This is a genomic window from Streptomyces sp. NPDC029292, from assembly GCF_055569295.1.
The window spans coordinates 99316-122692 of sequence record NZ_JBVHXR010000007.1 but is presented as its reverse complement, the minus strand read 5'-3'; the positions used below and the strand labels follow the sequence as shown (position 1 = coordinate 122692).

Genomic DNA, 23377 nt, shown 5'->3' with positions numbered 1-23377 from the left:
AGTGTCTTGATTCCCGTAGGATCATGACATGTTGATCGCTCGTTCGATGCAGGAAGCGCACCTCTACATGGACCTCCACGCCTGTGCGTGCGGCGCGGAGGAGTTCGATCGGCAGCACCGCCTGGAGGACCGGGACGGGGTCCTGGTCACCGTGTACGAGGGCGTGTGCCCGCAGTGCGGTCGTACGCGCTCGTTCGAGTTCGCGCTCTCCGGCGAACAGCCGCCCGCGCCACCGGTGTTCGGCGGCCGGGAACCCTCGCGGATCATCGACCCGGGAGAGTTCCTGTGGATCGGCGACCGGGTGTCGACCGAGTCGGGGCTGCGGCTGCTGAACACACCGCTCGCCGAGCACCGCGAGATCCGTCCGGCCACCGCGTACGCGATCGCCGCGTTCGAAGAGGTCGCCAAGTTCCTTCCGGAAGGCGCCGACCGCATCCCCGAGGAGCGGTTCACCTCCGAGCGCGGGCGCGAGGTGTACGCCAAGGACCCGACGCGGTTCACGCGCAAGGAGATCGACGCGGCGCTGGAACTGAAGCGGAAGATCCTCGCGGACATCGACCGGTTCAGCCCGCCGCAGGGCTGAGCGGTGCTCGCGGGGCCACCGGCCAGGCGCCCAGCAGCGTCGCTCACGCGCCCAGGTCCAGCAGCAATGCCATGACCCCGACCAGCGTCGCGCTGCTCACGATCTCCCGGCGGGCGATCATCCCGGGAATCTCGGCCAGCGGGATCCACTCCAGCCGGTCGGACTCGTTGCGCTCGGTGGGCTCGCCGATCCGTGCCGCCCCGTCCGCGCGGAACACGAAGTGCTGGGAGTCGGTGATCCCGCCCGCCGGCTGCGCGTACATCAGCTCCCGCATCGATTCCGGGCGCCATCCCGTCTCCTCCTCCAGTTCCCGTGCGGCGGCCTCGACGGGCTGCTCGCCGTCCTCGACCAGCCCCATGGGCAGTTCCCAGGCCCAGGTGTCCGTGACGAAGCGGTGGCGCCACATCATCAGGACCCGTCGACGGTCGTCGACGGCCGCCGTCACGGCGAGGTCCCGCAGGCGTACGACGTGGTAGTCGCAGCGGACGCCGTCGGGCCGTTCGACGTCCAGTGAGCGCAGCCGCACCCATGGCGTGTCGTGGAGTGTGTGCTCGCCGTGGACGGTCCACCGCATGTCGGTCCTGCCTCCGCTCACTTTTCGATTTCCCTGTACGGGCGCCGTGCTCGGCCACGATGACGTCGATCAGATCGCGACCCGCTCACCTCGCGGGTCCGCCGCCCCCGCCCGGCGCTTGTGCCGGCCGGGGAACGCGCGGTGGCGTCGAGGGCGCGGCGTTGCCGGCGGCGGCGCCCGGGACGGCGGCCGTGCCCGAGCCGGAGCGGATCCTGCCGGCGGCGGCCGTACGGATGGTGGCGTCGTTCTGCCGGAAGGCCGGTGACATCTCGACGGGGCCGCCCGTGCGGACGGCCTGCCCCGGACCGGTGGCGGGCGCACCCGTCGCTGTCCGTACGCCGAAGTCCCCCCGCTCGGACGTGATCAGCCCCGTCGCGAGCCTGCTCTCCACCAGTCGTTCCGCGTTCTCCCGCCCGATGGAGAAGCCGCGCCCCGAACTGCTCTGCGCGTAGATGTCCTTGATCATGCCTTCGGGCGCCATGCGCCCGCCGTACCAGTCGCGGCCCGCGTCGAACTCGGCGCGTCCTTGCTGCCAGCGGTTCGCGTTCTGGGCCAGGGACTGCTCGACAGGCACCTCGACCGACAGCATGACGCGCTTGTCGTAGCCGTCCTGGCGCAGGTCTTCGAGGAGCTTCCCGGTCCGGTCACCGTCACGCAGGAGGGTGTCGTAGAGGAGGTTGTGGCCCTCGGACCTGGCCCACTGTTCGACGACGCTCAGGAGGTACGCCGATTCCCGGTGCGTGAGCGAGGCCATCTCGGCCGGTGAGACCTGTCGGCCGTCCGGCAACTCGCGGGCATGCGGGGCCAGCTGAGGAGCACCCCCGTGCTCGAAGATGGCCACCTTGAGCTCATCGGGATCGAGGACCACGTAATCGCGTACGTCGACACCGTGCACCTCGGCCAGCGCGCGCCCCAACTCGCCACCCTGTCCCTGCCATTCGGCCAGCCCGCGCAGTGCGCCGCCCTTGCCCGAGCCGGGCGCGCCCGCGGTGAACAGGGCCGCGTGGCCGTCGCGGGGCAGCCCTTCGCAGCGGGACTTGAACTCGTCGAGGATCGCGGCGTGCATGCGTTCGCGCTCGGGGGTCCAGAGCACTCCCTCCCGGTGCTGCGCGAAGGTGTCCCGGTCACTGGGTCCCAGTTCGCCGCCGAGGGAAATGCGGCTCTGCAACTCCTTGTACAGGGTGCGGTATTCGGGTGTGAGTCCCGTCTCCGGCCCGTCGGGTGTCATGACCGCCGCCCCTTCCCGTCGGTCAGGTCCGCCCGTTCGATGCGTCGCTGGATCTCCTCCACGTCCTCGCGCGTCAGCTGTCCGAGCAGGCGGGCCGCGGCCACCACCAGCATCGTGTTGTCCTGGTGGGTCGGCTCTGTATGCAACTCGTCCACCTCCTCCTCGGCCTCGAAGGGCCAGGAAGCCACGGTGGCGATCATCTGCTCGCGCTCGACCAGTCCGGCGGCGTAGAGCCCTAAGTAGGCGCGGAGGGAGGGGGTGGTCGCGTCGTCGGTGGGAGAGACGCGGGGGATGTCGGTCATGAGAGGTGGTTCCTCCTGGTTGGGTGGAGGGGGAGAGGCGCGGGACAGCCGGCGGTCACCGGAATGCGGCCTCGCAGGAATCGGAGTCGCCGTAGGCCTGTACGGCGCCCCCGGTGTCGTACGGTTCGGCCGTCGGAGCCGCCTTCGCCCGGTGGCTGCCCGCCTTGCACCCCGCGAACGGCCCGCTGGGCGACCGGAGTTCCGCGAACACGGGCCCGACGTGGTCGCGGTGCCAGACGGCGGGGCCGGACGCGCCCGCCGCCGGGTCCGTGAGCTCCTGCCAGGCCAGCCACAGGCCGTGCAGCCGGGCGACCGCCTCCAGGTGTTCCCACCAGCGCGGGCACCACGGCTGCTGGGAGGTGACCTCACGGCCGTAGACGGGCAGGAGCAGGTCGGACACCCAGACGGCCAGGCCGCTCATCTCCTCGGCGTACTCCTGGCCGTCGAGGTAGAGGATGAACGGCGGGGCGGCGGGAGCTTCCTGCTGGAGCTGCTCGGGCTCGGAGGTCATCGGGTGATCCCTTCGACGGCACGGGCGGTGATGGCCTTGACCTCGGCCTGCGCCGCGATCTGGATACGGTCGGCGCCGGGTTCGGCGTACCAGGGGCGCAGCCGGACCAGCGCGGGCTTGATGCCGGTGGCCAAGAGCAGAGCGGTGCCCTTGGGCAGGGCGCGGATGCGGTCGGCGGGCAGGATGCGCTCGAGACGGTACGAGGTCGAACGGGACCGCCCGTCCTTGCTCTTGGACCAGCTGACCGTCGACACGTCGTGCTCGCCGACCAGCCGGGAGATCTTCTCCACGAAGTCCGCGTCGTCCAGGCCCGCGCCGAGCAGCTTGATGGTGGCGGCGCCCCACAGCGCGTCCATGCCGGCCTCGCCCCACACCCGCGATCCCTGCCGGTAACTCTGCAGCAGCGTCACGATGTTGATGCCGCGGGAGCCGAAGTGCGAGTACAGGTCCGGGAGGTCGGAGATCCGGCAGACGTTGGCCGCCTCGTCGAGCACGGCTGTCATGGGGGGATCGAGCCGCCCTCCCATCCGCTCCGCCGCCACGACTCCCGCACGCAGTACGGAGTCCGCGGCCGCCGCGATGACACCGGCCGCCGAGCCGCCGCCGTCCTTGGAGAGGAGGTAGAGCGTGTCGGTGGACAGGACGTGCCGCTCCGGGAAGAACTGCGGCAGGTCCGGGTCCGGGGTCACCCAGGCCGCGATGGAGGGGTCGAGCAGACAGGCCACGCACTGGCGGGCCGTCTCGTAGATCCCGTCGCGGGTCTCCACGGCGCCCTGCATGGTGCCCTGGAGCTGGTCCGCGAGGGCCGCCATTCCGGCGTCCCGCAGCAGGTCGACGGGGGTGCGGTCGGCCGGGTCGGCCAGCCAGGCCAGCACCTCGCCGATCTGCCGCTCGCCGCGGTGGGCCGCGTGGAAGAGCGCCGTGAGGGTGTTCTGCGCGGCCGAGATCCAGAAGTCGCGCTTCGACGCGTCGTCGTTCACCGCGCCGACGAAGTGGCCCGCCAGGCGGCGGGCGCCCTCGATCGTGGCGGCGTCGGCGAGCATGTCCCACCACAGGGTGCGGGGCGTGTGGGCGATGCCCTGGGGGTCGAAGGTCCACACCCGCCCGACGCGCTCGCGCTCCGCGCGCGTCACGCTGTACACGTCCGCCTTGTTCGACGTCAGCAGCACGCTGCCCCGGGCGCGCAGGACCCGCGGTACGGCGATGCCCGTGGACTTTCCGGCGCGGGGCGCCATCAGGTCCAGCTCCACGTCCTCGTAGCTGGAGCGCAGCTCGGGGCCCTTGGGCTCCAGGTTGCCGAGCAGGTTCCCCGTGTCGTCCGCGGTGAGCTTGCCCAACTTGGCCAGCGACGGCCGGAGTTGGCGCGCCCGCTCGGCGGCGCCCTTGGGGAGCAGACCGGCCAGTTCCTTGCGGCCTGCGAGCCCGCCGGGTTTGGCGAGCCTTCCTCGTACGAGCGTGACCAGGACGACGACGAGGCCGACGACCGTGCCGAAGACGGTCGCCATGCCCGCGGCGACCGCGGTGGTCGACGCCTTCGGCCACGCCGTGTCCGGGCCCTCCTTGACCAGCGCCGACAGCGTGGACAGCCCGAACGGCGGCGGATCCCATCCGGCACCGCTCACCGCCGCACCGAGCGTCCCGCCCAGCCAGGCCCCGAAGAACAGGGTGCCTATGAGGAAGGCGGCCCCCGGGACGATCCAGGGGAGGAGGTCCTCTCCGCTGTGCTGACTCTTACGTGTGCTCATGTGTGATCCCCCGGTTGATGGTTTTTCGCCCCCGCCGCCCCTACCCGTCCCGTACCTGGGGGCTCCGCCCCCAGACCCCCGTGTCGCGCTGACGCGCTTGTCCTCGAACGCCGGACGGGCTAAGGATTTTCAGCCCAGGGGGGCGAGGAAACTCCCGCAAGCACCCTCACCGCACCCCGCCCTCCTGCTTGGAGAGCGACGGCTTCCCCGCCTCCGACCACCGCGTATTCGTGTTGTGCAACTCCCGCTCGGTATCCGTGATCGACACCTTGATCGGAATCCCGGGCCGCCCACCCACCTTGATCAGAAAGCGCCCGCGCCCCGGCGGCTCCTCGTTCCCACCCGTGCTCGCCCACCCCGGCGGCGACGACCAGGACGACACCAGCTCGATCTCCCGCTCCGACATCCCCACGATCTCGCCGAGTTCCTTCATCTCCGTACGCGGAAGCCCGGCACAGACGACCATCCCGGCCCGCTCCACAAACCCACGCGCCTTCGCCCGGTCCGCCTCACTCCCCAACGCCTCGGCGTCCTTCAGGGTGTGAGTGATCTTCGCGTCGCCCAGGCCGAGCGAACGGTTCAGCCGCGTCAGCGCGTCGATCCGCTCGACGATGCCGGAGGCCGCCCGCAGCGGACGCCACAGCTCGTCGAGCACGGTGAAGAACCAGCGCTGCGGAGCGAGCCCGGCATCCGCGAGAGCGTGCGCGGCAGCCACCGTACCGAGCCCGTCCGACCACGCCGCGAGCATCGCCGCCGCCGTCAGCTGGGTGTCCGCCTCGCCGATACGGGAGATGTCCACGCAGACCGCCGGAGAGGCGGGGTCGATCCGGGTCGACGTCTCGGACGCGAACGTGTCGCCGAGCGGCCCGTCCAGCACACCCAGCAGCGAGCGGTGCAGCGGATCAACCGCCTCCTGGTAGCGGGCCTCGTTCCCGCGGTCGAGCGTCACCGCCCTGACCCGGTCCGGCCCCTCGTCCAGCACCTTCAGCAGATCCGGCAGCAATGGCGCCCGCCCCGGCTTCGTACGCTCCGCGAGATGGTGCAGGCACGCGGACAGCACCGACTGCTCGTGGTCGTCCATCGGGCGGCCGCGGACGATGGTGATGAGCGCGGCGACCATGTTCAGGACACGGCCGTGTGCCTCGGCGGCCAGCACGCGGCCCCGGTCGCCCCCGATCCGTACCGCCGCCTCGCCCATCGCGCCCGGGTCGAGGACGTTGATGCCTCCGACGCCACGGCCGATCGAAATCACCTGGCCGCCCAACGCCCTGACGGTGTCGGCGTAGTCGGGCTTCAGGTCGCCGAGTACCAGCGGAGTGATGCCCGTCGCGCACATGCCGATCAGCATCCGGTTGACCAGCGTCGACTTGCCCAGACCCGGCATGCCGAGCATGAACAGGGACGGGTTGGAGATGTAACGGGCGCGGGTGAACCAGGAGATGGGGTCGCCGCACACGGTCGCTCCGGTGTGCAGGTGCTGACCGAGCGGAACCCCCGTCATCGGCGCGCCCGAGCCCGCCGAGAAGGGCCACAGCCCGCACGCCTGAACCGTGGTCGCACGCCACATGGACGGCGGATCCAGATGTGCGACCTGGCCCCCGCCGGGCCCGTACCAGCCGCGCGGCGGCGCGGTCGAAGGCCTGGTGGTCGACTGCTTGCTCACAGTGCCTCCCTGATCTGGAACGGAACGAGGGTGTGCTCCCACGGCAGCAGGCCGACCGGCAGCGTGCAGGTGAAGGCCGAGGCCTGCATGCGGTCCGCGGGGCGCATCAGAATGCGGGACGAGGCCTGGAGGTTGCGCACGGTGATGCCCGCGTCCGGCAATTGCTCCTCGTCGTCGACGGTGACCGTCACCATCAGGGAAAACTCCACGAGCCCCGCGCCCGCCGCCTCCTCGGCCGCCGTCTGCTCGGCGGCCTGCATCTCCGAACTGGCCCGCGCCTGCACCAGTCCGCGCCGCGAGCCCGCCATGAAGTGCGCGGAACGGCGGTCGGACTCCACGATGCGGGCGGAGGTCGCCGGGTCGATCGGCCGGTAGATGAGCGACACGCGCTTACGGCGGGTGCCGGGCGCGGGCTCCAACAGGCCACGCAGCACGCTCGACCGGACCGTGCCGCGCGGCGCGAGCGTCAGCATCCAGGTGCGCGAGACACCCGAGTCGTGCTTGTACGAGGTGACGCCCTCGACGGCGGCCGCCGGTCCCGCGTCGTTCCACTCCAGGCCCGTGGTGGCGTTCTGGGCGCGGGCGCTGAGCACGTCGGGGGCGATGGCCGGGTCGTACGCCACCCGGACGATCTCGGCGAGCCGCTCGGCGGCCAGCGGGTAGGCGGAGCCGCCGCCGGCCGCGACCAGCCCGGACAGCAGGCCGGGCAGCCGCATCGACAGGTCGGTGATGATGTCGTCGATGTCGCGCTTGGGGCCGCCGGTCGGGCCGTACGTCAACGCGATGTACGTGTGCATCTCCGAGGACGCCGAGGGATAGCGGTCGACGACCTCCTCCATCACGGCGCGGGCCGCGGCCGGGGCGTCCGGCGAGATGCGGGGGAGTACCTCGGCCGCAAGGCGCGTACCCGTGTCGGGCGCGGTCTCGACGACCACCTGCGCGCCGCGCAGACCCGGCTCGTGCGAGAGCCGCGCCAGCCAGTCGCCCCAGGACGCCACCCAGATGTCGACCTGCCCCGGGTCGACCAGCGAACCGCCGTCCGGCTCGCAGGCCAGCACCACCGTGTACAGGCCACGGCCCGGGTGGTGCAGCACCCCGAAGGAACGGTTGTAGGCGTCGCGGCCCTCGTACATCTTGGTGCGCGCGAGCAGGCCGGGCGGCTGGTAGCGGCCGCCGGGGCGCTTGGACAGCGGCCCGGAGAGGTACGTGTGCGAGCCGTTGGCCTTGCGCTTCATCCAGCCGATGCGGATCGCGAGGACCTGGTAGACATTGCGGCCGTCGACCGTGCGCAGCGCCAGCGGGGCGAGGAAGAGCCCGACCGGCACCAGGACGGTGATCGCGGCGAACAGCGACACCAACGACGCCAGCAGCGCCACCAGCAGTCCGCCGAACGCGACGACCGTTCCGAGCAGACCCAGCGGGCCGAGTCCGGGACGGCGGGGCCTGCGCCAGTTCCCGTACGTGGGACGCGTCATGGCGTCGGTGGACATGGGGTTCCTTCTTCCGGCTCAAGGACTGTGGGTACGTACGGTGGTGGGAGTCCGGGGCGGACGCCGTGACACGGCGGATGCCCTGAAGAGGCGGACCGCCCCGAACTCCGTCGGCCTCGCGGCCTACTGGTTGTGGCCCTTCATGCCGTCGTTGTCGTCGAGGGAGCCCGCGACTTGCGACGCCGCCTGGACACCGGTCTGTGCGACGACCGCGGCGGCCTGCACCGCGAGGGCCACGCCACCCGTGGCCGCGCCCGCGGCGGCGGCACCCGCGCCACCGGCGGCCGCGCCACCGGCCGGGGCGCCCCCGGCGGAACTGCCGGCGCCCGAGGACGGGGAGCCCTGCGGACCGGTCGCACCGCCACTGCCGCCGGCGCCCCCGCCTCCGCCTCCTCCGGCACTGCCCCCGGCGATGCTGACGGCACCGGAGGCGATGTTGTTGACCGCGCCCAGTGCGACCGTGCCGCCGGAGGTGCCGCCCAGCGCGGCCGTCGCCGGAACGATCAGCTTGAGCAGCGCGGGCAGTGCGAAGACCGAGAGGATCAGCATGCCCATGCCCGCGATGTTCGCGTTGAGGTCGGCGTCGCCGTTCGCGTTCTTCGTGTTGGTCATCGTCGTGGCCGAATAGATGATGAGCGCGGCGGCCGGCTTGTAGAGCAGCCAGGCGGCGAGCCAGCCGATGTGCTTCTTCCACCAGCCCTCGCCCCACCCGGTCATCGAGGAGGCGGCGGCGAGCGGCAGGGTGCCGATCAGCATGATCAGCACGCCGATGCGGATGTACATCAGACAGATCTGCACGAAGCTCGACAGCATCACCAGCAGGCCGAAGATGAGGACCAGGCCGGGCTGGGTGAGCGTCATCACCCCGAGCATCTCGGCCGCCTTGTCGCCGAGATGGGACTTGGCGTAGACGTCCGCGGCGTACGCGTCCGACGCCACACTCAGCGACTGCACGACGGACACGGCGATCCCGCTGACCAGGATGACCTTCCACATACCCATGAACGCCTGCTTCATGGGCGCGCCTTTGCGGTCCACCGCCATCCGCATGGCGGCGAACAGGATGGAGGCGACGGCGACATAGGCGACGATCCAGCTGGTCTCGTTCATGATGGTCGTCGCCGGGCCCCCGGCGTCGTTCATCTTGATGCCGATCCAGACGCCGTTGAGCGCCTTCAGGACCTCGGCGGCGCCCTCGCCGATGGCCTTGGCGAAGGTCTCGACGGCGCCGTTGGCCATCGCCTCGCCGGTCTTGCCGAGCCCCCACTGCAGGCCGCTGCCTATGCAGTCGTAGACCTTGAAGGTGCAAGCCATCTCACGCCTCCCACGTGACGAAGCCCTGGGTGTCGCTGACCTGCGCCATCCCCGAATAGACCGTGCCGTCCGGATCGGGCGCGAGCTTCCAGTCGCCGTCCTTCCAGTGGACGGTCACCGAAGCAGAGCCGTACGTACCCGAGTTGGGGCCGCGAAGCAGGAACATCAGGGTCGCCTCCTGCTTGTTGTACGAGAGGACCGAGAACCCGGCGTAGCCGCCGGGGTCGGCCTTGCCCGAGGTGGGCTTGTCGTCCTCCTGGGAACGGCTCGCGATCAGCGCGTCCCGGCCCGCGCCGGGGACGACCTGCCGCTCGACGACCTTGCGCCAGCCCGGGTAGCTCAGGTGGTCGGTGATGGAGTGGGCGGCGAGGACCGCGCCCATCGGCGTGTGCGCGAAGCAGGACCAGACCGGACCGTCGTACTTGATGGGGCCCGCGGTCTTGGAGACGGGCACCAGGCCGGTGCCGTCCGCCTTCCAGCTGAAGTCGGCGGGCGCGGCGGTCGGCTTGGCCTGGTCGCTGTCGTCGGTGCGGCAGCCGGCGGGCCGGGCGTCCGACCCGCTGCCGCCGCCGCTGCCGTGGGTGGCGCTCGGTGTCGGGCTCGGGTCGGCCGACGCGCCCGCCGGGTCCTCGTCACCGCTGGTCGCCATCGTGAAGACGGCGAGGACGAGCAGCACCAGCAGGAACCCGGCCGACAGGATCCAGCCTCGCTGCTGCCAGAACGGCTGTTCCCACTCTCCGCTGCCCCCACGGGACCGGCCGGAGTTCAGCATGGTTGCGCTCCCTTCGAATCAGGTTCTGATCAGCTCTGACCGGATGCGGATCAGGCGAAGACGAAGGTGACGACGGGGCCCGCGGTGGCGACCAGGACACAGCCGCCGAGGACCGCGCCGAGGCGGCCCATGTGCTCCGAGCCCTCGCCGCGGCGCATGGAGATCGCCATCATCGCGCCGGTGATCAGCACACCGGCGACGCCCGCCGCGGTACCGGCCCAGGCGAGGATGCCGAGCACGGTGTCGACCTTGCCGGTCAGCTCGCCCGGCGCGTCCCTCGTGGGGCTGGGGACCTTGCCGTCCGCCAGATAGACGTGGGCCTTGGCTGCTATCGCCTTGAACATGCTTCTCCCCGATGAAAGTGCTTGATGTGAGCGGTGGTTGAGGGCGATGTGACGCCCGAGTTCCCGGTTGCACAGTGAGCTTGGCGACTGCTGTGACGTCAGGCCAAGCGATGTAGTGATCCAGCACCTGTCGGTGACGTGTCCGTGACAGACGGGAAGAGATCGTCACGTCCGGGGCGCTGACGGGACATCACATGATGGGTCATCACGTGACCGAACCCCCGCCCTGTGGGCGAGGGTTCGGTAGGTATCGGGATGGCGGGACAGCGGGGAGGGGCGCGGCTCAGGGGTACACGAAGGCCACGATCGGCCCGGCCGTGGCGCCGATGATGCACGCGCCCATGACCACGGCGAACTGCGTCAGATGCTCCTGGCCCTCGCCGCTGCGCAGGGAGATCGCCATGCGCGAACCGATCATGAGGAGCCCGGCCACCGCCGCGACGGTCACGAACCAGGCCATGTAGCCGAGGACTTTGTCGAGCGGTCCGGTGACGTTGGTTCCGGGCGAATACGCGCCGGCGAGCAGAACATCGCTCGCCGCGTGGACGACATTCACAGCGTTCTCCTAGGGGAATTCACCGAGTTCATGGAGTTCATGGAGTTCATGGAGTTCATGACGTTCATGGAGTTCATCGGGACGGGGACGGCGGCGGGGGCGAGGGCGCGGCTCCCGTCAGCCGCGCCAGCGCCGCCATCTCGCGCGGCAGCGGCCCGCCGATGTCTCCGGTGCGCCACGCGGGCATCCACGGCACCCGGTACACGTCGATGACGGAACCGATCACCTTGATGCGCTGGGCGAGTTGGCGTGGCAGCCGACCGGGCGCGTCGGCGACCAGGACGATGGCGTCGAGGTCGAGCCCCGGAGGCGCGTCGCCGCGCCGGAAGATGTCCAGGGTGTGTGACACGGCGTCCAGTCCGGCCGCGTGCGTACGCCCGACGAGAAGGACCGACCCCGGCTCGCCCTGATCCGGGCGGGGCCAGTTGCGGCCCGTGTCATGGCCGCCGAAGACGGCGGCGAGCGTGGAGGCCCCGGCCCCGCCATGGGTGGCGACCCAGGCGAACCGCCGTGCGCTCACGGCGACTTGGTCGATCTCCTCCTCCGGTTGCCGCGACTCCGGTCCGCCGACCGGACCGCGGATCCAGATCTCCGGGCCGTCCGGCCCGCGCCGCTCGGTTCCCCGCATTGCCACCCCCTGCATCGTCACTCTCCTCCGTCTCGGCCCTTCGACCCATCGATCTTCACGGCGTCCGGACAGGTTCGGTAACGGGGCGTGAGTTCCTGGGACGAGCCTGTGACGCCGCGGTGACGCATGGAGCGGTTGTGAGCCGAGAGACTCAACTGCATGTACACGACGGGATCTTGAGGCTGAGGGGAGCCGATGTCCAACGGGGGCGGAAGCACCATGAGCTGGGTGATCGGCGGCTCCATCGCCGCGGTGATCATGCCGGTGGTCATGATGGTCGCGGTGAGCGGGTCACCGAGCGAGGCGGATACGGGGTCGGGTGCGGGCGGCGGGCTGAAGGGCGGCACCGTTCCGCCGGAGTACGTGCCGTGGGTGCTCAAGGCGGGCGCCCTGTGCGACGTCATCAAGCCCGCGGTCATCGCCGCGCAGATCGAGGCCGAGTCGGGCTGGAACCCCGATGCCCAATCCCCGGTCGGCGCCGAGGGGTTGTCGCAGTTCATGCCCGGCACCTGGCAGACCTGGGGCCGCGACGACGACGGCAACGGCGAGGCGTCCCCGTACGACCCCGGGGACGCGATCATGGCGCAGGGCCGTTACGACTGCGCCCTCGCCAAGCAGGTCGAGGGGTACAAGAGCCGCGGCGAGGCGACGGGCGAGACCCTCGACCTGGCGCTCGCCGCGTACAACGCGGGCCCGGGCGCGGTGCATCAGTACGGCGGCATGCCCCCGTACACCGAGACCCAGAACTACGTCGCCCGCATCAAGTCGCTGATACCCAAGTACGAGTCGGTCGACGACGCTCCGGGCAAGATCCCGGAGGGGCAGCAGATGGCGATGCCGATCGCCGGCAACCCGCCCGTCACCTCCCCGTACGGCATGCGCATGCACCCGATCCTGCACGTCTACAAGCTGCACACCGGCATCGACTTCGGCGCCGCGGCCGGTACGCCGTTCAAGGCGGCCCGGGACGGCACGGTCACCTCCGCGGGCTGGGCCAACGGCTACGGAAACCGTGTGGTGATCTCCCACGGAACCATCAATGGCGACCAGATTTCGACGACCTACAACCACATGTCCGCCCTCAACGTCAGTGTCGGTCAGAAGGTGAAAGTCGGGCAGCAGGTCGGCGCGGTGGGCTCCACCGGTTACTCGACCGGCCCGCACGCGCACTTCGAGGTCATGCAGAACGGCAAGTACGTCGATCCGGCACCCTGGCTGGGGCTGAAGTGAGGAGGGAGGCGAGGATGCGTACGAGGATGATCGCCGCCGTGGTCGTGTCCGTCACGGGGTTGTGGGCGTTGACGGGCTGTGGCTTGCGGGACCACCGTGAGTCGGTGGGCGCGCCCGGCTCGTCGCCCTCAGCGGTCCCGTCGGTGGCGCCCAAGGCACCGCTGCCGTCCGGGAAGCCGCTGGGCGCGGACGCGATGGTGCCCAGCCCGTCGGGCGTCGACGGGACGGACGCGACAGAGGTTTCGGAGGCGTGGGCGGAGATGGCGTACGGCTATGACACGAAGTACGACTCCAGCACGCACGACGCCGTGCTGCGCTCCGCACGCTGGTTCACGGCCAAGAAGGCCGCCGCCGAGCGGTCGTACCGGCCGGCGAGCGGTGCGGGCAACGACTGGAACACCTGGGCCGGCCACCAGGCGTGGACCACGGTGGACGTGACCTCGGACGACGATGGTGACGGACCCGTCGACACGGCCGTCCTGGCCTACCGCGCCCTCTTTGTCGAGGGCACCGCCCACGGCCGCGACGGCTGGACGGGCACGGGCCCGCGCGCGAACGTCTTCCTTACGCTTAGGCGTGCGGGCAGCGGGCAGCCGTGGCACGTGGACGCGGTCACCGCGGTGGAGGCCGCGACCCCGCCGTCCTCGCCTGCTTCGTCCTCACCTTCCTCTTCCCCGTCCACCCCTTCGTGAGGGAACCGATGTCTCGACTCAGCCGCGAACAGAAGCGGGAACTCAAGCGGCAGCGCTCGGCGGGGGCCGTCCCCGGGGGTTCTCCGGCCGCCGGGGTGACACCGATCGAGGTGCGCGTACCGGCGTCCGTGGACGGTGCCATGGGCGGTGCCACCGTCGGCGGCATGCCGGTCGTCGCCGCCCCCGGCGAGACCGTCCAGGCCGCCGTCCTCGCCTACCTCCACCGCCTGGCCCTCGCCACCGGGCACCCCGTCCTCGCCACGATCCACGACGAGCGCATCGGCTTCGTCGTACCGGTCCTGGTGTCGGTGGACGGGTCGAGCCGGTATGCGGGGGAGCCGGTGCGGGTGGGCGCGGGGGCCGCGCCGGGGAGCGGGGCAGCGGCGGAGCCGCGGAGGCAGCCGGAGCCTCGCGAGGCCGAGGTCCGGCAGGTACCGCAGCCGCCGGGGCCGCCCGAGTCGCCGCTGGAGCCGCCGCCGGTTCCGCGTCGGGACAAGGCGACGTATGTGTTGCGGGCGGTGCCTGAGTCGACTCCTGAGCCGGCTCCGGCCCCGGCTCCGGCCCCGATGCCGACTCCGGAGCCTGCACCTGCACCTGCACCTACGTCCGTGCCTGCGCCGGAGCGGGCGCATCCCGCCGTGGCCTCTGCTTCTGCTCCGGCGAGTGCCGTCGTGCCCCCCGCCCCGGCTCCCGGACCGACTCCCGCCCCGACTCCCGTTCCGGCGAGTCCCGTCGTACCTCCCGCTCCGGCTCCCGTGCCTGCGGTCCCCGCCGCACCCGCCGCACCCGCCGCACCCGGCGACCCGGCGCGCCCCGCGGCGTCCACAAACGAGCCCCTGCCGAGCGGTGCCACCCCGTCGACCTTCGTTCTGCGGGCGGTGCCGGAGCCCAAGCCACTGCCCGGGGCCGCGTCGACGCGCGTTCTGCGGGCAGTGCCGGAGTCGGCGCCCGGGGTCGTGGCGGCGCCGACGGGTGAGTTCGGCCCGGCTCCGGACGCGACGGTGGCGCCGGAGACGACTCCGACACCGGAGGCCGCTCCCGTGCGGAAGGCGACCCCCGCGATGGAGGCCATGGTCATGGCCGTGATGGAGCCGGAGCCGGAGCCGAAGCCCGCTCCCGTACGAGGGTTCGACGCGGTCGCCGAGTCGGTGCTGGCGCCGAGTCCGGCGGAACAGGCACCGGAGGCAGAGGGCGCGGCGGCGTTTCTCGTGGAGCCCGTGGCGCGGATCAACGAGGCCGTGAAGATGGGCCGGATCGAGGCGGCCGCGGGGATGGCGGAGCGGGCCGTGGCGGAGGCGGCGCAGTCGCTGGGCCAAGAGCACCCGGAGGTGCTACGGCTGCGCGAACTGACCGCGTACATCGCCTACTTGGCCGGAGACGCGCTCAGGTCGTTCCATCTGTCGCTCGACCTGGCAAGGGTCCGCCGGCGCCATCGCGACCAGCGCGCGGCGTACGGCAACGTACAGAGCGCGGCCGCGGCCTGGCGTGCCGTCCGCGACCCCCTGCAGGGCCTGAACCTCGGGCGCGACCTGATCGGCGTATGGACTGAGCTCACCGCCGACGGCGGCCCGGCGGCCGACGACATCGAGCAGCTCGAATCGGCCCGCACCCGCATGGGCCGCCTCGCCGAACGCGCCCGCGTGCTGGCCGACAACCCCTACACCCAGACCCCGCACGCCCATGGCCAGTGACGACCGCGGGGAGGGAAGGGCCGAGCCGAGCCGCGGCCGAGCGTTCGGGATGTCGCGCCCCGATGCCGCCCGCCTCCGCTCACCTCGTCCGCACTCACCACGATCACGCTCCTCACGCCCGCACATCGAGGTGTACGTCAACGAGCTGACCGGCACGATGAGCTGGCGTACGGTCCAGCCGGGCGGAGGGGGCGACCGGAGCCCTCGCGCCCGCACCGTGTCGCAGGGCGCCGCGCCGATCCCGACGCACCCCGCCGCCGTACGGGCCGCGGTGAGCGTTCCGGTCGAGACGCTGACCCCGGAGCAGTTGCAGCATCACCTGGCCCGCGTCGGCGCCCTGCGCTCCAGTGTCGCGGCCGACGTCGTCGCCGGCGCGCGGGTCCCGACGGCCGTGGCGGCCCGTATCCGCTCCGGTTCGACACCGGCCGCCGCACACGCCCTCACCGTCGAACGCTCCTCGACCGCAAGGGAGGTGACCCGACGACCTCCATCGCCGACGGCCCCGGCGTGGACACCGCCGACCACTGCCAGGGGCCCCCACCGCTGACAGACGACCAGCGGCTGGCGACTGCCGACTGGCTACTGCACACAGAACTCGTTCCCCTCTGGATCCGCCATCACCACCCACTCGCCCGCCGGTTCCTTCACCTGCCGCAGCACGCTCGCGCCCAGCCCCTCCAGCCGCTCGACCTCGTCCGCACGCCGCCCCTCGCCCGGGTGCAGGTCGAGATGGAGCCGGTTCTTGACGGTCTTCGCCTCCGGCACGCGCTGGAAGAGCAGCCGCCGCCCGAGCCCGGTGCCGCGCTCCTTGTCGTACGGGTCGTCCGGATGCCGTACGGCCATCAGGTCCCGGAACGCCGGGCGGCCGTGGAACTCGACGGTGGCCTCGGCCGGCAGCGCGCCGAGCTCCAGCAGCCGTTCGACGAACGCGCTGTTGTCCTCGGCCTGGTAGCCGAGAGCGGCGGCCCAGAAATCGGCCTGGGCGTGCGGGTCGGTGGCGTCGATGACGAGCTTCCAGTGCAGGGGCGTTTGCGTCATGCCGACCACTCATAGTGGTTGCCTGAGCGAGCGTGCAAGACGGTTTTCGCCCCGGCCGGCGAAAGTTCAGCCCCTCCGGCGTTTGAGGAGCGGGGTCTGGGGCGGAGCCCCAGGGACGGGAAGGGTAGGGGCGGCGGGGGCGAAAAACGCCTCTACGGCTTGGCGTCCACGGTGTCTGCGGCGGCGGACCTGGGGACGCGCACACCGACCCCCGCCCTGAGCGCCCGCGCCGCACGCCGCGCCGTGCGCAACGCGTCGAACGTGAGCAACGCCAACGCAAGCCACACCAGCCCGAACCCGGCCCACCGCTCGGCCGGCATGGCCTCATGGAAGTAGAGGATGCCGAGCAGGAACTGGAAGACGGGCGCAAGGTACTGGAGGAGCCCCAGCGTGGACAGCGGCACGCGAATCGCGGCGGCGCCGAAGCAGACGAGAGGCAGCGCGGTCACGATCCCGGTCGCCGCGAGCAGCGCCCCATGCCCCGCCCTCTCCGTACCGAAGGTCGCGCCACCACTCGACCCCAGCCACAGCAGATAGGCCAGCGCCGGCAGGAACTGAATCGCGGTCTCGGCGGCGAGCGACTCGATGCCGCCGAGGTTGAGCTTCTTCTTCACGAGTCCGTACGTGGCGAAGGAGAAGGCGAGCGTGAGGGAGATCCACGGGGGCTGGCCGTAGCCGATCGTGAGCACGAGGACGGCCGCGAGGCCGACACCGACCGCTGCCCACTGCACCGGCCGCAGCCGCTCCTTCAGGAGCAGTACGCCCATCGCGATCGTGACGAGGGGGTTGATGAAGTAGCCGAGCGACGCCTCCACCACGTGCCCGCTGTTCACGGCCCAGATGTAGACGCCCCAGTTGACGGTGATGACCGCCGCCGCGACTGTCACGAGGCCCAGCTTGCGCGGCTGCCGCAGCAGCTCGCCCGCCCAGGCCCAGCGCCGCATCACCACCAGCGCGACCCCGACCAGCGCGAGGGACCACACCATCCGGTGGGCGAGGATCTCGGCCGCCCCGGCGGGCTTCAGCAGGGGCCAGAAGAGGGGGACGAGCCCCCACATGCCGTACGCCGCGAAGCCGTTCAGCAGACCTATGCGCTGCTCGCCCTTCGACTGCCCGGCCACCGGCTCCTCCTTGCTCGTGCGGCTGCCGCTTCCGTGCAGCCCGGAAGAAGGTAGCGCCGAGCACCCCTGCCTGTCATGCCCGTATCGCTATACGGTCATGACAGGCAGGGGTGCTCGTCGGGGGGCCGGGGTCCCATGTCTCGGAAGGCGAGACGGAAGGTTCAGCCCTTGAGCGCGGCGGCGATCGACTCGGAGACCGGCGTGGTCGGACGACCGGCCAGCCGCGACAGGTCACCGGTGGTGACGGCCAGCTCGCCGCTCTCGATCGACGCGTCCACGCCCGCCAGAATCGCGGCGAGGCCCTCGGGCAGCCCGGCGCCGGTCAGGATCCCGGTGTAGGCCTCGACGGGTACGGCGTTGTAGACGATCTCCTTGCCGGAGTGCTTGGCGACCTCGGCGGCGTACTCGGCGAAGCCCCACGCGGTGTCGCCGCTCAGCTCGTACGTCTTGTTCTCGTGCCCCTCGCCGGTCAGCACCGCCACGGCGGCGGCCGCGTAGTCGGCACGCGCGGCGGAGGCGACCCGGCCCTCGCCGGCGGCCTGGACGACGGCGCCGTGCTCGAGTACGGGGGCGAGGTTCTCGGTGTAGTTCTCGTTGTACCAGCCGTTGCGCAGCAGGACGTAGGGCAGACCGGACTCCAGGATCGCCTGCTCGGTGGCCCGGTGGTCGTCGCCCAGAGCGGCGGTCAGGCTGCCGGGGGCGCTGGTGTACGCGAGGAGCGCGGCTCCGGCGGCCTTGGCGGCGGCGAGGACGACCTTGTGCTGGGCGACGCGGTCGTTGTGGAACTCGTTCCCGGAGATGAGCAGCACCTTGTCGCCGGCGGAGATGACGCCTTCGAAGGTCTCGGGAGCGTTGTAGTCGGCGACCGCGATCTTCACGCCGCGGGCCGCGAAGCCGGCGGCCTTCTCCTTGTCGCGGACGACGGCGGTGATCCGGTCGGCCGGAACCTTCTCCAGCAGCTGCTCGACGACGTGACGGCCGAGATGTCCGGTGGCTCCGGTGACGACGATGCTCATGAGTGAACTCCTTGTGGGGTGGGTCTGCCACTAACCCTAGGATGTGCACTTACTAAGTGAAAGTACCCACTTTGAAGTAAGGTACTGGCATGGCCGTAAGTGAGAAGGCAGCCGACAAGACCACGTACGTCGTCGAGGGCGAGGCGATGTGCCCGTACCGCCTCGTTCTGGAACATGTCACCAGCCGCTGGGGCGTGCTCGTCCTGATCAAGCTCCTCGACCGCTCCTACCGTTTCAGCGAGCTGCGCCGCGCCATCGGCCGCGTCAGCGAGAAGATGCTCACCCAGACCCTCCAGACCCTGGAGCGCGACGGCCTCGTGCACCGGGACGCGAAGCCCGTCATCCCGCCGCGCGTCGACTACTCGCTCACTGACCTCGGCCGCGAGGCCGCCGAGCAGGTGCGCGCGCTGGCGGTCTGGACCTCGGACCGGATGGACGACGTGGTGAAGGCCCGGCAGGCGTACGACGAGGCCCGGACCTGAGGATTCAGATCCGGGCCTCGTGGAGCGGGAGTCGCTAGCCGACGACCGTCCAGGTGTCTCCGCCCGCGAGCAGGGCGGCGAGGTCGCCCTTGCCGTTCTGCTCGATGGCCGTGTCCAGCTGGTCGGCCATCTGGGTGTCGTAGACGGGCCGTTCGGTCGAGCGGAAGACGCCGATGGGGGTGTGGTGGAGGGTGTCGGGGTCGGCGAGGCGGGAGAGGGCGAAGGCGGTGGTCGGTGACGTCGAGTGCGCGTCGTGGACCAGGATCTGTGCCTCGTTCTCCGGGGTGACGGTGACGACCTTCAGGTCGCCGGTCAGCTGATCTCGTACGACCCCGCGGGCGCCGTCGGCTCCGAAGCGGATGGGCTGCCCGTGCTCCAGGCGGATCACGGCTTCCTCGGCCTGCTGCTTGTCTTTGAGGGCTTCGAAGGCGCCGTCGTTGAAGATGTTGCAGTTCTGGTAGATCTCGACGAGGGCGGTGCCGGGGTGGGCGGCGGCCTGGCGCAGTACGCCGGTGAGGTGCTGGCGGTCGGAGTCCACGGTGCGGGCGACGAAGGATGCCTCGGCGCCGATCGCCAGGGACACCGGGTTGAAGGGCGCGTCCAGCGAGCCCATCGGCGTCGACTTGGTGATCTTGCCGACCTCGGAGGTCGGGCTGTACTGGCCCTTGGTGAGCCCGTAGATCCGGTTGTTGAAGAGGAGGATCTTCAGGTTGACGTTGCGGCGCAGGGCGTGGATGAGGTGGTTGCCGCCGATGGACAGGGCGTCGCCGTCACCGGTGACGACCCACACGCTCAGGTCCCGCCGGGAGGAGGCAAGTCCGGTCGCGATGGCGGGAGCGCGGCCGTGGATCGAATGCATGCCGTAGGTGTTCATGTAGTACGGGAAGCGGGACGAGCAGCCGATGCCCGAGACGAAGACGATGTTCTCCTTGGCCAGGCCGAGTTCGGGCATGAAGCCCTGTACGGCGGCGAGGATCGCGTAGTCACCGCAGCCGGGGCACCAGCGCACTTCCTGATCGGACTTGAAGTCCTTCATGGACTGCCTGGCCTCGGCCTTGGGAACGAGAGAAAGCGCCTCGATCGTGCCCGTGCCTTCCGTGGTCGTCTCAGCCATCGATGGCCTCCTTGAGAGCCGTGGCGAGCTGCTCAGCCTTGAACGGCATGCCGTTGACCTGGTTGTACGAGTGCGCGTCCACCAGATACTTGGCCCGGATGAGCGTGGCGAGCTGGCCGAGGTTCATCTCGGGGATCACCACCTTGTCGTAACGCTTCAACACCGTGCCGAGATTCTGCGGGAAGGGGCTGAGGTGGCGCAGATGGGCCTGCGCGATGGACTCCCCGGCCGCGCGCAGCCGCCGCACCGCCGCGGTGATGGGTCCGTAGGTCGAGCCCCAGCCGAGCACAAGGGTCTGGGCCTGGTGCGGATCGTCGACCTCGACGTCGGGGACGTCGATGCCGTCGATCTTCGCCTGGCGGGTGCGGACCATGAACTCGTGGTTGGCGGGGTCGTAGGAGATGTTGCCGGTGCCGTCCTGCTTCTCGATGCCGCCGATGCGGTGTTCCAGGCCGGGCGTGCCGGGGATGGCCCAGGGGCGGGCGAGGGTCTGCGGGTCGCGTTTGTAGGGCCAGAAGACCTCGGTGCCGTCGTCGAGGGTGTGGTTGGGGCCTTGGGCGAACTGGACGCGCAGGTCGGGGAGTTTGTCGGTCTCCGGGATGCGCCAGGGCTCCGAGCCGTTGGCCAGGTAGCCGTCGGAGAGCAGCAGCACCGGGGTGCGGTAGGTCAGCGCGATGCGGGCGGCTTCGAGGGCGGCGTCGAAGCAGTCGGCGGGGGTGCGGGGGGCGACGACCGGGACCGGGGCCTCGCCGTTGCGCCCGTACATGGCCTGCAGCAGGTCGGCCTGTTCGGTTTTGGTGGGCAGGCCGGTGGAGGGGCCGCCGCGCTGGATGTCGATGACCAGCAGCGGCAGTTCGAGGGAGACCGCGAGGCCGATCGTCTCGGACTTCAGGGCGACACCCGGGCCGGAGGTGGTGGTCACGGCCAGTGAGCCGCCGAACGCGGCGCCCAGGGCGGCGCCGATGCCCGCGATCTCGTCCTCGGCCTGGAAGGTCCGCACACCGAAGTTCTTGTGCTTGCTGAGCTCATGCAGGATGTCGGAGGCGGGGGTGATGGGGTAGGAGCCGAGGTAGAGGGGCAGGTCGGCCTGCTGGGAGGCGGCGATCAGGCCGTAGGAGAGGGCGAGGTTGCCGGAGATGTTGCGGTAGGTGCCGGTGGGGAAGGCCTGGGAGGCCGGGGCGACCTCGTAGGAGACCGCGAAGTCCTCGGTGGTCTCGCCGAAGTTCCAGCCGGCGCGGAATGCGGCGATGTTGGCGGCGGCGATGTCGGGTTTCTTGGCGAACTTGGTGCTGAGGAACTTCTCGGTGCCTTCGGTGGGCCGGTGGTACATCCAGGACAGCAGGCCGAGGGCGAACATGTTCTTGCTGCGTTCGGCTTCCTTGCGGGAGAGCGCGAATTCCTTGAGTGCCTCGACTGTCATGGTGGTGAGGGGGACGGGGTGGACGCTGTAGCCGTCCAGGGAGCCGTCTTCCAGCGGGCTGTCGGCGTAGCCGACCTTGGCCATGGCCCGTTTGGTGAACTCGTCCGTGTTGACGATGATCTCCGCGCCGCGTGGTACGTCGCCGATGTTGGCCTTGAGGGCGGCGGGGTTCATGGCGACCAGGACGTTGGGTGCGTCGCCGGGCGTGAGGATGTCGTGGTCGGCGAAGTGCAGCTGGAATGAGGAAACGCCCGGCAGGGTGCCTGCGGGCGCTCGGATCTCGGCGGGGAAGTTCGGCAGGGTGGAGAGGTCGTTGCCGAAGGACGCGGTCTCGGAGGTGAAACGGTCGCCGGTGAGTTGCATGCCGTCACCCGAGTCACCCGCGAACCGGATGATCACCCGATCAAGACGACGGACGTCCTTCGCCCCCGCCGGTTTGCGCTGTTCTCCTACGACGGCTTCGTCGGCCTGCTCCGCTGGGCTACTGACCTGGCTGGTCACTGAACTGGACCTCCCTCGAGGTGGCTGTCCGGGGTCGGCCTTCCCGCAGACCTCTCCCAGATCAACCCTACGTCGGTAAGGGTCGCCTTCCCTCGGCCGTTCGCATGATGGACACCATTTTGAGACGGTCTGACGCCCTGACTTGTCATGATTTACTCGCCCCCCGGCGTTTTCTTGAAGACGCTCCCCGTACTTCCTTCGGTTCTCGTACTCGATACATCCTGGACAACTGACACAGTGTCAGCTGATCACGAGTTCAGGTAGGTGAGTACCGCCAGAACACGCCGGTGATCCCCGTCACTCTGGGACAGGCCCAGCTTCAGGAAGATGTTGCTGACGTGCTTCTCGACGGCGCCGTCGCTCACGACGAGCTGCCGGGCGACCGCCGAATTGGTCCGCCCCTCGGCCATGAGCCCGAGGACCTCCCGCTCCCGCGGGGTGAGCCCCGCGAGCACGTCCTGCTTACGGCTGCGGCCGAGCAGCTGTGCCACGACCTCCGGGTCGAGCGCGGTACCCCCCTGGGCCACCCGCACCACCGCGTCCACGAACTCCCGCACCTCGGCCACCCGGTCCTTGAGCAGATAGCCGACGCCGTGACTCGAACCGGCCAGCAGTTCGGTGGCGTACTGCTCCTCCACGTACTGTGACAGCACGAGCACGCCGAGGCCGGGGTGCGCCTTGCGCAGCTGCACCGCGGCTCTGACCCCCTCGTCGGTGTGCGTCGGCGGCATCCGCACGTCGGCGACGACGACGTCCGGCAGCGCGTCCTGGGCCGCGAACTCGGTAATGGTCTTGATCAGCGCATCGCCGTCCCCGACCCCCGCGACCACGTCGTGCCCGCGGTCGGTCAGCAACCGGGTCAGGCCCTCCCTGAGCAGCACTGAATCCTCGGCGATGACCACCCGCACCCTGTCCTCCACGATTCTCGGCCCCCCAGAGCCTGTCCCCGGCCCGCTCCAGGTATGCCCCGGCCCGACCCGGCTCCGCTCCCGGCCCGCGCCGGGTTCGTCCCCGCTCGTACGACAGCCCCCAGCATTCCAGCATTCGTACCTGCCTGCGCCAGAGCAACGGGAATAGGGCCCACGACTCCCGGTTTCGGCCGCCGTACGACCGACAACGGGCACGGGCGCCGGGCGGCGCCCGCGGGGGAGACAACGGACGCAGGCGATCGCGTTCACCCGGACCGGCGGCAATCTTTTGGCCCGTCCGGCGTTTGAGGACGAGGCCGTTCAGGCCTATAGCGGGGTCTGGGGACGGGCAGCCCCCCAGGGACGGGGAGGGGGGGGGGGGGGGGGGGGGGGGGGGGGGGGGGGGGGGGGAGCCGCCCTCCCCGCCATCTCACCCCACCCCCCCCCGCCCCAC

Annotated in this window: 24 protein-coding genes; 6 read left to right on the top strand and 18 right to left on the bottom strand. The window is 70.8% G+C overall.

The annotated features are described in order from the left end of the window. The first annotated feature begins 28 nt into the window (after positions 1-28). Complete coding sequence (locus ACZ4WS_RS17615) at positions 29-583, top strand: hypothetical protein (RefSeq protein ID WP_467981307.1); 555 nt, start codon at positions 29-31, stop codon at positions 581-583. A gap of 43 nt (positions 584-626) precedes the next feature. Here the strand turns inward: ACZ4WS_RS17615 and ACZ4WS_RS17610 are convergent, their stop codons facing one another. The 12 genes from ACZ4WS_RS17610 to ACZ4WS_RS17555 all read right to left on the bottom strand — a co-directional run bounded on the left by ACZ4WS_RS17610 (position 627) and on the right by ACZ4WS_RS17555 (position 11725). Further along, the gene (locus tag ACZ4WS_RS17610; protein WP_467981678.1) at positions 627-1157 is read right to left on the bottom strand and encodes an NUDIX hydrolase; all 531 of its coding nucleotides are present in this window, start codon (positions 1155-1157) and stop codon (positions 627-629) included. Positions 1158-1242: 85 nt separating this feature from the next. Beyond that, a complete protein-coding gene (locus ACZ4WS_RS17605) occupies positions 1243-2385 on the bottom strand; it encodes a zeta toxin family protein (RefSeq protein ID WP_467981305.1) in 1143 nt (380 codons plus the stop codon). Beyond that, entirely contained in the window at positions 2382-2687 is a 306-nt protein-coding gene (locus ACZ4WS_RS17600; protein WP_467981303.1) for a hypothetical protein, read from the bottom strand. Before ACZ4WS_RS17600 ends, ACZ4WS_RS17605 begins: the two co-directional genes overlap by 4 nt. Positions 2688-2742: 55 nt before the next feature. Continuing rightward, on the bottom strand, positions 2743-3198 hold the full coding sequence (locus ACZ4WS_RS17595; RefSeq protein ID WP_467981301.1) for a DUF4913 domain-containing protein: 456 nt from the start codon (positions 3196-3198) through the stop codon (positions 2743-2745). Then, positions 3195-4943, bottom strand: coding sequence for a type IV secretory system conjugative DNA transfer family protein (locus ACZ4WS_RS17590; RefSeq protein WP_467981299.1), 1749 nt, complete (start codon positions 4941-4943; stop codon positions 3195-3197). Before ACZ4WS_RS17590 ends, ACZ4WS_RS17595 begins: the two co-directional genes overlap by 4 nt. 166 nt (positions 4944-5109) lie before the next feature. After that, on the bottom strand, positions 5110-6606 hold the full coding sequence (locus ACZ4WS_RS17585) for an ATP/GTP-binding protein (RefSeq protein WP_467981297.1): 1497 nt from the start codon (positions 6604-6606) through the stop codon (positions 5110-5112). Next, positions 6603-8096 (bottom strand): SCO6880 family protein, encoded by a 1494-nt coding sequence (locus ACZ4WS_RS17580; RefSeq protein ID WP_467981295.1) that lies wholly within the window; start codon positions 8094-8096, stop codon positions 6603-6605. Before ACZ4WS_RS17580 ends, ACZ4WS_RS17585 begins: the two co-directional genes overlap by 4 nt. Before the next feature lie 123 nt (positions 8097-8219). Continuing rightward, complete coding sequence (locus ACZ4WS_RS17575; RefSeq protein WP_467981294.1) at positions 8220-9410, bottom strand: hypothetical protein; 1191 nt, start codon at positions 9408-9410, stop codon at positions 8220-8222. A 1-nt stretch (position 9411) separates the two neighbouring features. Beyond that, complete coding sequence (locus tag ACZ4WS_RS17570) at positions 9412-10182, bottom strand: DUF8175 domain-containg protein (protein ID WP_467981292.1); 771 nt, start codon at positions 10180-10182, stop codon at positions 9412-9414. Between the two features lie 50 nt (positions 10183-10232). Next, positions 10233-10526, bottom strand: a complete 294-nt coding sequence (locus ACZ4WS_RS17565) for a hypothetical protein (RefSeq protein WP_467981290.1) — start codon at positions 10524-10526, stop codon at positions 10233-10235. A 283-nt stretch (positions 10527-10809) separates the two neighbouring features. Beyond that, entirely contained in the window at positions 10810-11082 is a 273-nt protein-coding gene (locus tag ACZ4WS_RS17560) for a hypothetical protein (RefSeq protein ID WP_467981288.1), read from the bottom strand. Between the two features lie 73 nt (positions 11083-11155). Beyond that, the gene (locus tag ACZ4WS_RS17555) at positions 11156-11725 is read right to left on the bottom strand and encodes a DUF6668 family protein (protein ID WP_467981286.1); all 570 of its coding nucleotides are present in this window, start codon (positions 11723-11725) and stop codon (positions 11156-11158) included. Between the two features lie 204 nt (positions 11726-11929). Here ACZ4WS_RS17555 and ACZ4WS_RS17550 point away from each other — a divergent pair, with 204 nt between their 5' ends. From ACZ4WS_RS17550 to ACZ4WS_RS17535, 4 genes are all read left to right on the top strand, one after another. Further along, a complete protein-coding gene (locus tag ACZ4WS_RS17550) occupies positions 11930-12940 on the top strand; it encodes a peptidoglycan DD-metalloendopeptidase family protein (RefSeq protein WP_467981284.1) in 1011 nt (336 codons plus the stop codon). Between the two features lie 14 nt (positions 12941-12954). Beyond that, a complete protein-coding gene (locus ACZ4WS_RS17545; protein ID WP_467981282.1) occupies positions 12955-13632 on the top strand; it encodes a hypothetical protein in 678 nt (225 codons plus the stop codon). Positions 13633-13640: 8 nt separating this feature from the next. Further along, positions 13641-15323 (top strand): hypothetical protein, encoded by a 1683-nt coding sequence (locus tag ACZ4WS_RS17540; protein ID WP_467981280.1) that lies wholly within the window; start codon positions 13641-13643, stop codon positions 15321-15323. A gap of 130 nt (positions 15324-15453) precedes the next feature. After that, positions 15454-15870 carry a hypothetical protein gene (locus ACZ4WS_RS17535; RefSeq protein ID WP_467981279.1) on the top strand — a complete coding sequence of 139 codons (417 nt, stop codon included), beginning with the start codon at positions 15454-15456 and terminating at the stop codon, positions 15868-15870. A gap of 32 nt (positions 15871-15902) precedes the next feature. Here the strand turns inward: ACZ4WS_RS17535 and ACZ4WS_RS17530 are convergent, their stop codons facing one another. The 3 genes from ACZ4WS_RS17530 to ACZ4WS_RS17520 form a co-directional block, all read right to left on the bottom strand. Beyond that, positions 15903-16361, bottom strand: a complete 459-nt coding sequence (locus tag ACZ4WS_RS17530; RefSeq protein WP_467981277.1) for a VOC family protein — start codon at positions 16359-16361, stop codon at positions 15903-15905. 152 nt (positions 16362-16513) lie between these two features. After that, the gene (gene rarD, locus ACZ4WS_RS17525) at positions 16514-17482 is read right to left on the bottom strand and encodes an EamA family transporter RarD (protein ID WP_467981276.1); all 969 of its coding nucleotides are present in this window, start codon (positions 17480-17482) and stop codon (positions 16514-16516) included. 161 nt (positions 17483-17643) lie between these two features. Next, positions 17644-18498, bottom strand: coding sequence for an NAD(P)H-binding protein (locus ACZ4WS_RS17520; RefSeq protein ID WP_467981274.1), 855 nt, complete (start codon positions 18496-18498; stop codon positions 17644-17646). Positions 18499-18587: 89 nt separating this feature from the next. Between ACZ4WS_RS17520 and ACZ4WS_RS17515 the strand changes: the two genes are divergently transcribed. Then, positions 18588-18980 carry a winged helix-turn-helix transcriptional regulator gene (locus ACZ4WS_RS17515; protein ID WP_467981272.1) on the top strand — a complete coding sequence of 131 codons (393 nt, stop codon included), beginning with the start codon at positions 18588-18590 and terminating at the stop codon, positions 18978-18980. A gap of 34 nt (positions 18981-19014) precedes the next feature. Here ACZ4WS_RS17515 and ACZ4WS_RS17510 read toward each other — a convergent pair whose 3' ends face one another. From ACZ4WS_RS17510 to ACZ4WS_RS17500, 3 genes are all read right to left on the bottom strand, one after another. Next, on the bottom strand, positions 19015-20094 hold the full coding sequence (locus ACZ4WS_RS17510; protein WP_467981270.1) for a 2-oxoacid:ferredoxin oxidoreductase subunit beta: 1080 nt from the start codon (positions 20092-20094) through the stop codon (positions 19015-19017). Beyond that, on the bottom strand, positions 20087-22015 hold the full coding sequence (locus ACZ4WS_RS17505) for a 2-oxoacid:acceptor oxidoreductase subunit alpha (RefSeq protein WP_467981268.1): 1929 nt from the start codon (positions 22013-22015) through the stop codon (positions 20087-20089). Before ACZ4WS_RS17505 ends, ACZ4WS_RS17510 begins: the two co-directional genes overlap by 8 nt. A gap of 248 nt (positions 22016-22263) precedes the next feature. Further along, positions 22264-22923 (bottom strand): response regulator, encoded by a 660-nt coding sequence (locus tag ACZ4WS_RS17500; protein WP_388868275.1) that lies wholly within the window; start codon positions 22921-22923, stop codon positions 22264-22266. Positions 22924-23377: the final 454 nt, after the last annotated feature.

Excerpts from the sequence above, each read along its gene's own strand:
- ACZ4WS_RS17615 (WP_467981307.1), top strand. The coding sequence starts at position 29 with ATGTTGATCGCTCGTTCGATGCAGGAAGCGCACCTCTACATGGACCTC.
- ACZ4WS_RS17610 (WP_467981678.1), bottom strand. The coding sequence starts at position 1,157 with ATGCGGTGGACCGTCCACGGCGAGCACACACTCCACGACACGCCATGG.
- ACZ4WS_RS17605 (WP_467981305.1), bottom strand. The coding sequence starts at position 2,385 with ATGACACCCGACGGGCCGGAGACGGGACTCACACCCGAATACCGCACC.
- ACZ4WS_RS17600 (WP_467981303.1), bottom strand. The coding sequence starts at position 2,687 with ATGACCGACATCCCCCGCGTCTCTCCCACCGACGACGCGACCACCCCC.
- ACZ4WS_RS17595 (WP_467981301.1), bottom strand. The coding sequence starts at position 3,198 with ATGACCTCCGAGCCCGAGCAGCTCCAGCAGGAAGCTCCCGCCGCCCCG.
- ACZ4WS_RS17590 (WP_467981299.1), bottom strand. The coding sequence starts at position 4,943 with ATGAGCACACGTAAGAGTCAGCACAGCGGAGAGGACCTCCTCCCCTGG.
- ACZ4WS_RS17580 (WP_467981295.1), bottom strand. The coding sequence starts at position 8,096 with ATGTCCACCGACGCCATGACGCGTCCCACGTACGGGAACTGGCGCAGG.
- ACZ4WS_RS17575 (WP_467981294.1), bottom strand. The coding sequence starts at position 9,410 with ATGGCTTGCACCTTCAAGGTCTACGACTGCATAGGCAGCGGCCTGCAG.
- ACZ4WS_RS17570 (WP_467981292.1), bottom strand. The coding sequence starts at position 10,182 with ATGCTGAACTCCGGCCGGTCCCGTGGGGGCAGCGGAGAGTGGGAACAG.
- ACZ4WS_RS17565 (WP_467981290.1), bottom strand. The coding sequence starts at position 10,526 with ATGTTCAAGGCGATAGCAGCCAAGGCCCACGTCTATCTGGCGGACGGC.
- ACZ4WS_RS17555 (WP_467981286.1), bottom strand. The coding sequence starts at position 11,725 with ATGCAGGGGGTGGCAATGCGGGGAACCGAGCGGCGCGGGCCGGACGGC.
- ACZ4WS_RS17550 (WP_467981284.1), top strand. The coding sequence starts at position 11,930 with ATGAGCTGGGTGATCGGCGGCTCCATCGCCGCGGTGATCATGCCGGTG.
- ACZ4WS_RS17545 (WP_467981282.1), top strand. The coding sequence starts at position 12,955 with ATGCGTACGAGGATGATCGCCGCCGTGGTCGTGTCCGTCACGGGGTTG.
- ACZ4WS_RS17540 (WP_467981280.1), top strand. The coding sequence starts at position 13,641 with ATGTCTCGACTCAGCCGCGAACAGAAGCGGGAACTCAAGCGGCAGCGC.
- ACZ4WS_RS17530 (WP_467981277.1), bottom strand. The coding sequence starts at position 16,361 with ATGACGCAAACGCCCCTGCACTGGAAGCTCGTCATCGACGCCACCGAC.
- ACZ4WS_RS17520 (WP_467981274.1), bottom strand. The coding sequence starts at position 18,498 with ATGAGCATCGTCGTCACCGGAGCCACCGGACATCTCGGCCGTCACGTC.
- ACZ4WS_RS17515 (WP_467981272.1), top strand. The coding sequence starts at position 18,588 with ATGGCCGTAAGTGAGAAGGCAGCCGACAAGACCACGTACGTCGTCGAG.
- ACZ4WS_RS17510 (WP_467981270.1), bottom strand. The coding sequence starts at position 20,094 with ATGGCTGAGACGACCACGGAAGGCACGGGCACGATCGAGGCGCTTTCT.